At 64.9% G+C, this 12,130-nt stretch carries 12 protein-coding genes; 3 read left to right on the plus strand and 9 right to left on the minus strand.

From position 1 onward, the window contains the following. Positions 1-228: 228 nt before the first annotated feature. Positions 229-1,026, minus strand: a complete 798-nt coding sequence (locus LB535_RS23800; protein WP_224633939.1) for a transporter substrate-binding domain-containing protein — start codon at positions 1,024-1,026, stop codon at positions 229-231. A 251-nt stretch (positions 1,027-1,277) separates the two neighbouring features. Beyond that, positions 1,278-1,799 (minus strand): 50S ribosomal protein L19, encoded by a 522-nt coding sequence (rplS, locus tag LB535_RS23805; RefSeq protein WP_095769549.1) that lies wholly within the window; start codon positions 1,797-1,799, stop codon positions 1,278-1,280. 341 nt (positions 1,800-2,140) lie between these two features. Between rplS and LB535_RS23810 the strand changes: the two genes are divergently transcribed. Next, complete coding sequence (locus LB535_RS23810) at positions 2,141-2,893, plus strand: sulfite exporter TauE/SafE family protein (protein ID WP_224633940.1); 753 nt, start codon at positions 2,141-2,143, stop codon at positions 2,891-2,893. Here the strand turns inward: LB535_RS23810 and trmD are convergent. Both trmD and rimM read right to left on the minus strand, forming a co-directional pair. After that, positions 2,875-3,573 carry a tRNA (guanosine(37)-N1)-methyltransferase TrmD gene (trmD, locus tag LB535_RS23815; RefSeq protein WP_224532134.1) on the minus strand — a complete coding sequence of 233 codons (699 nt, stop codon included), beginning with the start codon at positions 3,571-3,573 and terminating at the stop codon, positions 2,875-2,877. The two genes, LB535_RS23810 and trmD, sit on opposite strands and share 19 nt — an antisense overlap. Further along, the gene (gene rimM, locus LB535_RS23820; protein WP_224532133.1) at positions 3,570-4,169 is read right to left on the minus strand and encodes a ribosome maturation factor RimM; all 600 of its coding nucleotides are present in this window, start codon (positions 4,167-4,169) and stop codon (positions 3,570-3,572) included. Before rimM ends, trmD begins: the two co-directional genes overlap by 4 nt. A gap of 97 nt (positions 4,170-4,266) precedes the next feature. On the opposite strand from rimM, the gene LB535_RS23825 reads away from it, so the two are divergent. Together LB535_RS23825 and LB535_RS23830 are read left to right on the plus strand one after the other, a co-directional pair. Next, a complete protein-coding gene (locus tag LB535_RS23825; protein ID WP_224633941.1) occupies positions 4,267-5,205 on the plus strand; it encodes a tyrosine recombinase XerC in 939 nt (312 codons plus the stop codon). 369 nt (positions 5,206-5,574) lie between these two features. Beyond that, a complete protein-coding gene (locus tag LB535_RS23830) occupies positions 5,575-6,639 on the plus strand; it encodes a TraB/GumN family protein (protein WP_224633942.1) in 1,065 nt (354 codons plus the stop codon). 696 nt (positions 6,640-7,335) lie between these two features. Here LB535_RS23830 and lpdA read toward each other — a convergent pair. The 5 genes from lpdA to odhB form a co-directional block, all read right to left on the minus strand. Continuing rightward, on the minus strand, positions 7,336-8,742 hold the full coding sequence (gene lpdA / locus LB535_RS23835; protein WP_224633943.1) for a dihydrolipoyl dehydrogenase: 1,407 nt from the start codon (positions 8,740-8,742) through the stop codon (positions 7,336-7,338). A gap of 111 nt (positions 8,743-8,853) precedes the next feature. Then, positions 8,854-9,609: an SDR family oxidoreductase gene (locus LB535_RS23840; RefSeq protein ID WP_224633944.1), complete on the minus strand. Its 756-nt coding sequence runs from the start codon at positions 9,607-9,609 to the stop codon at positions 8,854-8,856. Continuing rightward, positions 9,606-10,082 carry a hypothetical protein gene (locus LB535_RS23845; RefSeq protein ID WP_411969605.1) on the minus strand — a complete coding sequence of 159 codons (477 nt, stop codon included), beginning with the start codon at positions 10,080-10,082 and terminating at the stop codon, positions 9,606-9,608. Before LB535_RS23845 ends, LB535_RS23840 begins: the two co-directional genes overlap by 4 nt. 29 nt (positions 10,083-10,111) lie before the next feature. Continuing rightward, positions 10,112-10,744 (minus strand): DUF4241 domain-containing protein, encoded by a 633-nt coding sequence (locus tag LB535_RS23850; protein WP_224633946.1) that lies wholly within the window; start codon positions 10,742-10,744, stop codon positions 10,112-10,114. Positions 10,745-10,832: 88 nt separating this feature from the next. Continuing rightward, a complete protein-coding gene (gene odhB, locus LB535_RS23855; protein ID WP_224633947.1) occupies positions 10,833-12,119 on the minus strand; it encodes a 2-oxoglutarate dehydrogenase complex dihydrolipoyllysine-residue succinyltransferase in 1,287 nt (428 codons plus the stop codon). Between the last annotated feature and the right edge of the window lie 11 nt (positions 12,120-12,130).

Raw genomic sequence — 12,130 nt, forward strand, 5'->3', positions numbered from 1 at the left:
CGGCACACCCCCCTCTGCCCTGCCGGGCATCTCCCCCGCAAGGGGGGAGATCAGATGTCGTGTAGACTTTCGCCAATCTCCAACGCTGAAGGACGAGCGCCATCGGCTAAGCTGCCAATCTCCCCCCTTGCGGGGGAGATGTCCGGCAGGACAGAGGGGGGTGTCAAGGAATGAGGCCTTTGCAAGCTCCGGCCCGCCACTGTCGCGCATCATTGGCAGCAACAGCGCCTACTGCCCCATCTTGTAATCGAGGAACCACTTCTTGTTGAGCTTGTCGAACGTGCCGTCGGCCTTGAGCGCGGCGATGGCGGCGTTGACCGGCTTCACCAGGTCCGAGCCCTTCGGGAAGATGAACCCAAAGTCCTCGGTGCCGAGCGGTCCGCCAATCAGCTTGAGCTTGCCTTCGGAGGCATCGACATAGCCCTGGCCGGCGGTGCCGTCGGTGAGCACCACGTCGACGTCGCCCGATTTCAGCGCCTGCACGGTCGCGCCGAACGTCTCGAACAGCTTTATGCGCGGGTTCTGCTCATTGCCGTCGAGCACGCTGTAGACGGCGGTGTAGAAGGGCGTGGTACCGGGCTGGGCGCCGATCAGCCCGTCCTTGAAGGCACCGAAGCTCTTGGCGTCGGAGAAGCGGCTTTCGTCGCCGCGCACCAGCATGAACTGCTCCGAGCGCATATAAGGATCAGAGAAGTCGACCTTCTCCTTGCGGTCGTCCTTGATGGTGATGCCGGTCATGCCGATGTTGTACTGGTTGTCGGAAACCGCCTGGATCATCGCGTCCCAGGAGGTGTTCTGGTACTCGACCTTGAAGTTCAGCCGCTTGGCGATCTCGTCCATCGCGTCATATTCCCAGCCGATCTGCTTGCCGGTCTTCTTGTCGATGAACTGCAGCGGCGGATAGGCGTTTTCCGTCACCACCACGACCTTTTTGCCGCCGAGATCGGGCAGCGTATCGGCGAGCGCCGCGACAGGCGCGAGAAGCCAGGCCACCATGGCGGCCAGCAGCAGTTTCGACTTGGTCATGACAAACTCCCCGAAGATGATTGGCCGCGCGATGTTCACGCGCCAAGAGAAAATCCGGCGCCGACTTTAGCTTGCCGCATACGCCTTGCAAGCCGCTCCGCACTGCCGCGGCGCGTGAATGCGCAATCCAGTGCTCTTCAAGGATGGTTTCGAAACGCGAAGGCTTCGATCAAATTCCGCACGCTTGCGACAGCTGCACAACGAAAAAAGGCGGCCGAAGCCGCCTTTCCAGAACCTGTCTGGCAGAAACCTTATTCGGCCGAAGCGGCCTCGGCGGCAGCCTTCTTCTCGGCGGCTTCCTTGGCGGCCGTCTCGGCGGCCAGCGCCTGGGCGGCGGCGACCTTCTCGGCCTCGATGCGGGCGCGCTCGGCGTTCAGCGCATCACGTTCTTCGTCGTTCAGCTTGCGGGCGCGCACGCCGGTGTTTTCCGAAATGCGGGCCGACTTGCCGCGACGGTCGCGCAGATAATAGAGCTTGGCGCGGCGAACCTTGCCGCGGCGCACGATCTCGACGCCCTCGACCATCGGCGAGTAGACCGGGAAAACGCGCTCCACGCCTTCGCCATAGGAGATCTTGCGTACGGTGAAATTCTCCTGGAAGCCCGAGCCGGCGCGGGCGATGACGACGCCCTCATAGGCCTGGACGCGGGTGCGGGTGCCTTCGGTGACGCGCACCTGGACGCGCACGGTGTCGCCAGGCTGGAATTCGGGCAGCTTGCGCTTGGCTTCGATCTTGGCGGCCTGTTCGGCCTCGAGCTGACGAATGAGATCCATCTCAAATATCCACTTCTTGTTCTTCCGACAGTCAGAGCGTCCTCAGCTCGCCTTGCAGTTCCAATGACCGCTCGGCTATGCCCTTTGTCGAAACACCGGGCAGGGACGGCTACACCGCACTTGTTGACGGGTCCGAAAGATTGTTCTTCCGGTTCGGGCGGGCACATACAGCCATTTTGCCGCTTTGTCACGCCCTAATGCATGTCGCCCGGAAGTGCGCGCGGTTCGGGGACCCCGACATGCATCAAGACAAGGGCGTTGCGGCATATTTGCGCCCATGGCCCACACTTACTGCGGCCGTGCCGGGTTGCGCGCGGCTCGCAAGCTTCCTAAGCGGGGAAATGACTTTTTTCGATGCCGCCTTGCTCTTTCTCTCGGGTTTTGTCTCCGGCGCGGTCAATGCCGTCGCCGGCGGCGGCACCTTCGTCACCTTCGGCGCCATGAGCTTGGTCGGCCTGCCGCCGATTGTCGCCAATGCTACCTCCTCGGTGACGCAATTTCCCGGCTATATCACCTCGACGCTCGCCTATCTCGACGACATCAGGCATTTCTGGCGCCAGGCGCTGCTGCTCTGCGTCATCTCGGCCCTCGGCGCGCTGGTCGGCTCGCTGATCCTGCTTGCGCTCTCCAACCCGTCCTTCCGCGCGCTGGTGCCCTGGCTGCTGATCGCCGCCACCGCGCTGTTCGCCGCCGGGCCGTGGCTGAAACCGGCGCCCAAGCCTGGGGCCGAAGCCAAGGTCGGCTCATTCGCCGGATCGCTCGCCCAGTTCGCGACCTCCGTCTATGGCGGCTTTTTCGGCGCCGGCATGGGCGTGATGATGTTGGCGATGCTCGGCCTGACGCAGGCCGGCGACTACCACCGGCTCAACGCGCTGAAGAACATGCTGGCCGTGGTGATCGCAGCCATCGCCATCCTGGTCTTCGTTTCGGGCGGCGTTGTCGCCTGGCCGCAGGCGATCGTCATGATCCCGGGCGGCGCGCTCGGCGGCTATGCCGGCGTCTGGATCGCCAAGCGCGTGCCGCAGGGCGTCGTGCGCGGCTTCGTCGTCGCCGTTGGCCTGTTCCTGGCCTTTTATTATTTCACCAAGGGCTGAGCGCGCAGCAAGTCAGGCCGCCGTTCCCGCGTCAGCTTCTCGGCCTCCGCGCGACGCCATTCTGCAATCTTCTTGTGGTTGCCGGAAATCAGCACGTCGGGTATCGGCCTGCCTTCGAATTCCTGCGGCCGCGTGTAATGCGGATGCTCGAGCAGCCCGTTCTCGAAACTTTCTTCCTCGCCCGAGACGGCATTGCCCATGACGCCCGGCAGCAGCCGCACCACGGCATCGAGCAGCACAAGTGCTGCCGGCTCGCCGCCCGACAGGATGAAATCGCCGACCGAGACCTCCTCCAGTCCCCGCGCCTCGATCAGCCGCTGGTCGACGCCTTCGAAGCGGCCGCACAGGATGACCGCGCCCGGGCCGGCGGCGAGCTCGCGCACGCGCGCTTGCGTCAGCGGTTTGCCGCGCGGACTCATCAGCAGCCTTGGGCGCTTATCACCCGGAGGCGCGGCGTGGTCGATGGCCTTGGCCAGCACATCGGCGCGCATCACCATGCCGGCGCCGCCGCCGGCCGGCGTGTCGTCGACGGTGCGATGCCTGTCGGTGGCGAAATCGCGGATCTGGATCGCTTCGAGCGACCAAGTTCCGGCCTCCAGCGCGCGGCCGGCCAGCGACAGGCCGAGCGCGCCCGGAAACATCTCCGGATAGAGCGTCAGCACCGAGGCGGCAAAGCTCACCGATTGCCCCCGGCATCCTTCGGTCCGCGCGGCCGACCCTTCGGGTCGAAGCCGGCATCCCTGGGCGCTTCGTCGCCTTCTTCGTCTTCGACCAGCCCCGCCGCCTGAGGGTTGACCTCAACGAATCCGTCGGCGATCGAGACATGCGGCACCGCGGCCTGCGTGAACGGGATCAGCACGCCCTTGCGACCGGCAAGCGTGACGTCGAGTATGTCGCCGCCACCGAAATTATGCACGGCGACGACCCTGCCGATGACGCCCGTATCGTCCCTTACATCGAGGCCGATGAGATCGGCGTGATAGAACTCGTCCTCCTCGCCGTCGTCGGGCAACACCGAGCGGTCGACGAAAAGCTCGGTGCCGGCCAGCGCCTCGGCGGCGTTGCGGTCACCGACGCCTTTGAAACGCACGACCACCACAGTCCCGGCCGGTCTGATATCGGTGATCTGGAAGGCGCGGCCGTCCCTGGCATAAAGCGGGCCGTAATCGGCCAGCGCCAGCGGGTCTCCGGTGAAAGTTTTCACCCGCAATTCGCCCTTGATGCCGTGCGCGGCACCGATCACGGCCATCTGTACGGGGTTTTCGAGCTTCGGCATCGGCGGCGCTTCCTTTGCCCTGCTCTAATCCCCTCAAGCCGTCATTTCAATGACGCCTCTTCACCGCTTCCTAACCCGCATGCCCGAAACTGCCACCATGCAGGAATTCCTCATCCCGGCAAAACCCGACCTTCAGGCGGCCCGCGAGACCTGGCTGAAAACGCTGGCGCATGAGCGCCGCCTGTCGCCGGAGACGGTCGAGGCCTATGAGCGCGACACCCGCCAGTTCCTGCACTTCTTGACCGGCCATTGCGGCGGCGCGCCGGGTATCTCCGACATCGCGGACCTGCGGCCGGCCGATCTGCGCGGCTTCCTCGCTGCGCGGCGCAATGAAGGCGCTGGCGCCCGCACGCTGGGGCGCGGCCTTGCCGGCATCCGCTCGCTGCTGCGCTTTCTCGAAAAACGCGGGATGGTCAACGCGGCAGGCGCCGCAGCCCTGCGCGCGCCGCGCCAGCCGAAATCGCTGCCCAAGCCGCTGACGGCAAGCGACGCCAGGCAGGTCGTGGCGATGGAGGGCCAACTGGCGGAAGAGCCGTGGATCGCCGCACGCAACGCCGCCGTGCTGACGCTGCTCTACGGCTCCGGCCTGCGCATCTCCGAGGCGCTGGGCCTGACCGGCGCTGACCTCGCAACGGAAGCCGACAGTGTGCTGCGCGTCACCGGCAAGGGCGGCAAGACGCGGCTGGTGCCGGTGCTGCCGGTGGCCCGCAGGGCGGTGGCGGAATACCGCAGGCTCTGCCCTTTCCATATCGGTCCTGAGGGCCTTTTGTTCCGCGGCGCCCGCGGCGGCACGCTCAACCCCGCCATCGTCCAGCGCGAGATGGCGAAGCTGCGCTCGGCGCTGAACCTGCCCGACACCGCGACGCCGCATGCCCTGCGCCACTCCTTCGCCACCCATCTGCTCGGCCGTGGCGGCGACCTGCGCACCATCCAGGAGCTGCTCGGCCACGCCAGCCTGTCGACCACGCAGATCTATACCGGCGTCGACACCGCAAGGCTGCTCGACATCTACGAGAAAGCGCATCCAAGGGCGTGATCGCTTCTGAGGCCATTCGGAGCCCTCCGAACTCGTCATTCTAGGGCGAAGCAAGGAGCGGAGCGACGCGCGCAGACCCTGGAATCCATGCCGTGCACTATGCCGTGGGGTGCAACGGTGCAGAATTCTGGGCCGCAGCGGCGCTTTGAAGGCACGGCATGGATCCTCGGGTCTGCGCGCGTCGCTTCGCTCCTTGCTCCGCCCGTGAATGACGACGTGATGGGCGTTTCCGCTAACCACCAAGGCGCGCCATGTCCATACGCGTCGCCAACCCGCAGAACGTCTACGCCGCAAACCAGAACCGACCGAAGACAATTTCCCCGATCCGATTAACCGTTTTGCCGCTTTTCGGCGCTAAGATGCTTCTTCATGAAACGCGTCATCGCCATCGCCGACCGCGCGGCCCTGGTCTCGTTGAAGCTGCTTGCAGCGCTCAACCTGCTGTTCTTCCTGTCTTTCCTGGCCGTCCTGCTGCTTGCCGGCCGGGCGCTTGCCGCAGCGCCCAATTGCGCTGGCGCCGATCTGTTGACGGCGCTGGAGAAGAACGATCCCGCCGCCTTCAAGAAGGTCGAGACCGAGGCCGCGGCCGTACCCAACGGCAAGGGCCTGCTGTGGAAGCTGGAGAAGCCCGGCGAAAAACCGTCCTATCTGTTCGGCACCATGCACATGACCGATACGCGCGTCACGACGCTGCCGGCCGCGGCGCAGAAAGCCTATGACGGCGCCGGCACAATCGTCATTGAAACCACCGACGCAATGGACAAGGCGAAGATGATGGCCGCGATGGCCAGCGAACCCGGCCTGATGATGTTCACCGACAACACCACCCTGTCGTCGCTGTTGTCGCCGGACGATGCGGCGGCGCTGGACAAGGGGCTCGACGCGCGCGGCATCCCGCCGGCGACGGTCGCCAAGATGAAGCCGTGGATCCTGTCGGCGATGATGGCGTTGCCGGCCTGCGAGGTGGCGCGCCAGAGCGCCGGCGAACCCGTGCTGGACGTCAAGCTTGCCTCGGATGCCAAGGCCTCGGGAAAGGATGTCGAAGGGCTCGAAACCGCCGTCGATCAATTGCGCGCCATGGCTTCGCTGCCGATCGAATTCCACATGAAGAGCCTGGTCGAGACGATGAAGCTCGGCGACAAGGTGAACGACGTCAACGAGACGATGATCGTGCTCTACCAGCGTGGCGAGGTCGGCATGTTCTGGCCGCTGTTCCGTGCCGTGCTGCCGGAGACGGCGGACGACAAGGCCGGCTATGCCGCCTTCGAGCAGACCATGATCACCAGCCGCAACAAGGTGATGGCGGCGCATGCCGGGCCGATTTTGGCCAAAGGCAATGTCTTCATGGCCGTCGGCGCCATGCATCTGCCCGGCCCGGAAGGACTGGTCGAGGATTTTCGCAAGGCAGGGTATAGTGTTACCGCCGTCAACTGAGTCGTCTGGCGGCTGGCGGACCTGAAAACGCCGGTTTTTCAGCGCTTTCCGTCCGTCCGCGTGAAACCCGATGCGGGCTCAGCGCGTTGATGGCTGTTATTTTGATGACTTTCATCCAAGGAGGACACGTTTCATGGCGAACCCTAACGATCCCTACACCCCTTCGAGCACGCCTCCCCCAACGCGCGGCGGTGGTGGCGGCAGCGGGTGGCTGATCGCCCTTGTTGTCATTATCCTGGCCGTGGTTGCGTATTATGTCTTTGGCAGAAGCGGCGGCGAGCATGCGCCCGCCCCGGCTGAGCCGCCGGCGGCCAGCACGCCGGCTCCGGCGCCTGCAACGCCTGCCCCAGCCCCTGAGCCAACTCCGGCGCCTACCCCGGCTCCCGCGCCAACTCCGGCGCCTGCGCCCGCGCCGACCCCTGCGCCGGCTCCGGCACCTGCGCCGGCTCAGTAACCGGGCTGCAGCTTGACGGCAAACGGCCCGCCGATGGGCGGGCCGTTTTGGTTGGGGGCAACTACGGCGGCCTTCGTCATACCCGGGCTTGACCCGGGTATCCATGCCGCGACTAGCGCAACAGCGCAAAATTCTGCAACCGTCGCAATGCCTTAGCGTCACGGCATGATCCTGGGGTCTACGCGCGTCGCTTCGCTCCTTGCTTCGCCCTAGGATGCCGAAGCGATGGCGCTGGCGCGCAGCTAAATATGAATCGGCTTGAAGAATGTCGCCAGCGCCGCTTCCTTCACCGCTTCCGACATCGTCGGATGCGCGTGGCAGGTCCGCGCCAGGTCTTCGGACGAACCGCCGAATTCCATCAGCACCGCCGCCTCGTGGATCATCTCACCGGCGCCGAAGCCGACGATATGGACGCCGAGCACGCGGTCGCTCGCCTTATCGGCCAGGATCTTCACGAAGCCGTCGGTGTGCAGCATGGCGCGCGCGCGGCCATTGGCGCTGAACGGGAATTTGCCGGCCTTGTAGTCGATGCCGGCCTTCTTCAGCTCTTCTTCGGTCTTGCCGACCGAAGCGATTTCCGGGCTGGTGTAGACGACGCTCGGGATGACGTCGTAATTCACATGGCCGGCCTGGCCGGCGATCGTCTCGGCCACCGCGACGCCCTCATCCTCGGCCTTGTGCGCCAGCATCGGCCCGGCAATGACGTCGCCGATGGCATAGATGCCGGGTACATTGGTCCTCAAATGCCCGTCGATCTTGACGCGGCCGCGCTCGTCGACCTCGACGCCGGCTTCCTTCAGCCCCAGGCTGTCGGCATAGGGGCGCCGCCCGGTGGCGACCAGCACGACATCCGCCTCGATGGTTTCGGCCGCGCCGCCCTTGACCGGCTCGAAGGTGACGCTGGCGCCCTTCTTGACCTTGGAGACGCCGGTGACCTTGGCGCCGAGCTTGAACTCGAAACCCTGCTTGGAGAGCAGCCGCTGGAACTGCTTCGACACCTCGCCGTCCATGCCGCCCAGGATAGTGTCGAGGAACTCGATGACCGTGACCTTGGCGCCGAGCCGGGCCCACACCGAGCCGAGCTCCAGCCCGATGACGCCGCCGCCGACGACGACGAGGCTGGCGGGCACCTTGGCCAGCGACAACGCGCCGGTGGAGGAGACGATCGCCTTCTCGTCGAAATCGACCTTGACGCCCGGAATGCCGGCGACATCCGAGCCGGTGGCGATGACGATGTTCTTGGTCTCGATCTCCTCGACCTTGCCGTCCTCGCCCGTTACCGAAACCTTGCCGGCTCCGACCACTTTGCCGGTGCCGCGGAAGGAATCGATCTTATTCTTCTTGAACAGGAAGGCGACGCCGTTGACGTTGGACGTCACCGTCGCGTCCTTATGCGCCATCATCTTCTTCAGATTGAGCTTCGGCGCCGATAGCTCGACGCCCAGCGTATCGAAGGCATGGCCGGCTTCCGCGAACATTTCGGAGGCGTAGAGCAGCGCCTTCGACGGGATGCAGCCGATGTTGAGGCAGGTGCCGCCGAAGGTGGCGTTCTTCTCGACCACCGCCGTCTTCAGTCCGAGCTGCGCAGCCTTGATGGCGCAGACATAGCCGCCCGGGCCCGATCCGATGATAACGACGTCATAAGCCATGATGGTGTCCTTCTGGTCTGGCCTTGGAGCGGTTCGATCTCGAACCGCTCCAGGTTTTCTTCATACGCAATTCCGGACGAAAAACCGCTGGGCACTTTTCCTGGAATTGCGCTAGCGGCCGCCGCTCACATTCAGGATCGCGCCCGTTATATAGGAGGCAGCATCCGACAAAAGATAGAGAACCGCGCTGGCGACTTCGTCGGCCGTTCCCGCGCGTTTCATCGGCAGCAAATCCTGCAGCCGCGCCACGCGATCGGGCTGGCCGCCCGAGGCATGGATTTCGGTCTCGGTGATGCCGGGGCTGACCGCGTTGACGCGAATGCCTTCGAGCACCACCTCACGCGCCAGACCGATGGTCATGGTGTCGATCGCGCCCTTGGAGGCGGCATAGTCGACATATTCGCCGGGCGAGCCCAGCCTAGCCGCCGCCGAGGACAAGTTGACGATGGCGCCCCCCTGGCCGTCATGTCGCGTCGACATGCGCTTGACCGCTTCGCGGGCGCAGAGAAAGGAGCCGACGACATTGATGTGCATCATGCGCTCCAGCCGCGCCGCGCTCATCTCGTCGACCCGCGCCTTGACGTCGACGATGCCGGCATTGTTGACGAAGGCGTCGAGCCGGCCGAAGGCCCGGTCGACGGCTTCAAACATCGCCAGGACATCGGCCTCGTTCCCGACATCGCCTCTGACCGCGAAAGCATCGCCGCCACCGGCTTTAAGCCCGGCGACCAGCGTGTCCGCCGCCGACTGATTGGAGACGTAATTGACCGCCACGCGGTAGCCGGCCTGGCTCGCCTGCCGGCAGATGGCGGCGCCGATGCCGCGGCTGCCGCCAGTGACCAGCAGCGTCTTTCTGTGCGCGCTCATTCCTGGCAGCCTTTCAGCACGAAAATGTCCCATGGCACCTTGGAGAAGCCGGCCGGGCCATAGGCGGCCGACATCTCCAGCGACGCTCCGAGATCGGGAAAGATCAGGCTTTTCGGCGCGTCGGCGCCTTCGGCCGGCAAGAGGCCGACGCCGCCCCTTTCATCGGCGCTGTAGATCACGCCTTCCCAGACCGTGCAGGCGGCAAGCTCCTCGCCGGTGACGTCGCCGGTCGGGCATTTGTACATCAGCGAGCCACGCGGCCGCGCGGCGCTGCCTTCAGTCCACATCGCGATGCCGTCGAGCACGACATTGTTGTCGAGGATCATGCGGAAAGCGTTGGTGATCGTCGCCGAGCTGCCGGCCGGGGTGAAGTCGATCTCGGCGCCGCTCTGCGCCTCGCCATAGACGGCAAGCTGGATCGGGCAGGCGGCATGGGCGCTGGAAGCCGACAACAAAACCGCCGATCTAGCCATCCACCGGATTATGGGTGAGGCAAGTATCCTCATCGATCGGCCTCGTTACGGCCATCGGCGTTTTCGAGCACTTCGAAGTCGGTCATCAGGAGCAGTGGTTCGCCGGATGCGTCCAACCCCCAGAAAGACCGATACGCGCCGTCGCCATAGCCAGTGTCGAACATGGCTACATTGATCGGGTTGCCTTCAATCGGACTGTCGATAGAAAACCTGTCGATAGTGCACGCGACGTCGGCGAGATAGTCGTCAAGTTCCTCTTGGTCAGACATTATCGTCAGGAACGACTTGTCCATAAACGACGCAACCGCGTCATCAACGATAAATTCAAACTCATAGCCCGATGGGCGGTCTCGAGCAAAGGTGGCCAATTCCCAACGCACCGGCAAGCCAGAGCCGAAACGCAATGCCGCCACGGCAATCTTGGTCCGAACCTGAAGCAATATGACCGGGTAGCGCCCCGGCTTTACCTTGCGGCTAAATGGCGGCCGTCCCAGTCCGGTGATGAGCGGGTCGCAGGCAACGATTTCGCCGGTGGGCAATTCAAGCTCACCGATCGTGGTGACGGTGATCTTCCGTTCCGCCATCTCGGCAGAGCTGAGAGCGAAGACGCCGAGGTTGCTGCTGATCTCGGAGGCCTCCCAATCGGCGGGCGAAGCGACCACGGGCAAGTCGGAGAAAAGCCAGACGCGTCCACGCCGAAGGAATCGGCGTAAGGCATCTGACCAACCACTCATTGCGGATCGGCTCCGATCACAGATCGAGCACCAGCCGCTCGGGATCCTCCAGGCTTTCCTTGACGCGCACCAGGAAGGTCACTGCTTCCTTACCATCGACGATGCGGTGGTCGTAGCTGAGCGCCAGATACATCATCGGGCGGATGACGATCTGCCCGCCGACGACCACCGGCCGCTCCTGGATCTTGTGCATGCCGAGAATGCCCGACTGCGGCGCATTCAGGATCGGCGTCGACATCAGCGACCCGTAAACACCACCGTTGGAAATCGTAAACGTCCCGCCTTGCATATCCGCCACCGACAGCTTGCCGTCGCGCGCTGCGAGGCCCAGGCGGCCGATCTCCTTCTCGATCTCGGCGATGGACATCTGGTCGGCATCGCGCACCACCGGCACCACCAGCCCCTTGTCGGTGCCGACGGCAACGCCGACATGGGCGAAGTTCTTGTAGATGATGTCGGTGCCGTCGATCTCGGCATTGACCGCCGGGATCTCCTTCAGCGCATGCGTCACCGCCTTGGTGAAGAAGCCCATGAAGCCGAGCTTCACGCCATGCTTCTTTTCGAACACGTCCTTGTATTTGGCCCTCAGCGCCATCACCGCGCTCATATCCACCTCGTTGAAGGTGGTGAGCATGGCGGCGGTGGACTGCGCTTCCTTCAAGCGGCGCGCGATGGTCTGGCGCAACTTGGTCATGCGCACGCGCTCCTCGCGCGGCGCATCCTCGGCCGTGGACGGCGCGCGGGCCGCGACGGGCGCCGGCGCCGGAGCTGCCTTCGGCGTCTCGGCCGGCTGCGACGGCGCGCCCTTGGCGATGGCATCGAGCACATCGCCCTTCAGCACCTGGCCGCGCTTACCCGAACCGGACAGCTGGTCGACCGAGAGATTGTGTTCCGCGATCAGTTTGGCCGCGGCCGGTGCCGGCGGCATGGTGCGCGGCTCGACCGGACCGGCGTCGCCGGCCATCTTGGCGGTTTCGGCCGCGGCCTGCTTGGTGGTGGACGCGGCGTCCGGGCTGGAGGCCTGCGCCACCGCCTGCGGCTTCGTCGCGGGAGCGGAAGCCGCGCCGCCCACCGAAATCGAGCCGAGCAGCGCGCCGACATTGACCGTCTCGCCTTCCTTGACCGCGATCTCGGCCAGCGTTCCGGCGCCCGCGGCGGGCACTTCCACCGTCACCTTGTCGGTTTCGAGCTCGACCAGCGGCTCGTCGGCGGCGATCGCGTCGCCGACCTTCTTGAACCACTTGCCGACAGTCGCCTCGGTGACGGATTCGCCGAGAGTGGGGACGCGGATTTCGGTAGCCATTGTGCCTGTCC

Origin of the sequence: Mesorhizobium sp. CA10 (genome assembly GCF_020165285.1) — a bacterium.
Taxonomy (GTDB): Bacteria; Pseudomonadota; Alphaproteobacteria; order Rhizobiales; family Rhizobiaceae; genus Mesorhizobium.

What these genes read in the sequence shown, in the direction of transcription:
- LB535_RS23810 (WP_224633940.1), top strand. Translation starts at nt 2,141, where the DNA reads ATGACTTTTTTCGATGCCGCCTTGCTCTTTCTCTCGGGTTTTGTCTCC.
- LB535_RS23800 (WP_224633939.1), bottom strand. Translation starts at nt 1,026, where the DNA reads ATGACCAAGTCGAAACTGCTGCTGGCCGCCATGGTGGCCTGGCTTCTC.
- lpdA (WP_224633943.1), bottom strand. Translation starts at nt 8,742, where the DNA reads ATGGCTTATGACGTCGTTATCATCGGATCGGGCCCGGGCGGCTATGTC.
- rplS (WP_095769549.1), bottom strand. Translation starts at nt 1,799, where the DNA reads ATGGATCTCATTCGTCAGCTCGAGGCCGAACAGGCCGCCAAGATCGAA.
- LB535_RS23830 (WP_224633942.1), top strand. Translation starts at nt 5,575, where the DNA reads ATGAAACGCGTCATCGCCATCGCCGACCGCGCGGCCCTGGTCTCGTTG.
- LB535_RS23840 (WP_224633944.1), bottom strand. Translation starts at nt 9,609, where the DNA reads ATGAGCGCGCACAGAAAGACGCTGCTGGTCACTGGCGGCAGCCGCGGC.
- LB535_RS23845 (WP_411969605.1), bottom strand. Translation starts at nt 10,082, where the DNA reads ATGGCTAGATCGGCGGTTTTGTTGTCGGCTTCCAGCGCCCATGCCGCC.
- odhB (WP_224633947.1), bottom strand. Translation starts at nt 12,119, where the DNA reads ATGGCTACCGAAATCCGCGTCCCCACTCTCGGCGAATCCGTCACCGAG.
- rimM (WP_224532133.1), bottom strand. Translation starts at nt 4,169, where the DNA reads ATGCCGAAGCTCGAAAACCCCGTACAGATGGCCGTGATCGGTGCCGCG.
- LB535_RS23825 (WP_224633941.1), top strand. Translation starts at nt 4,267, where the DNA reads ATGCAGGAATTCCTCATCCCGGCAAAACCCGACCTTCAGGCGGCCCGC.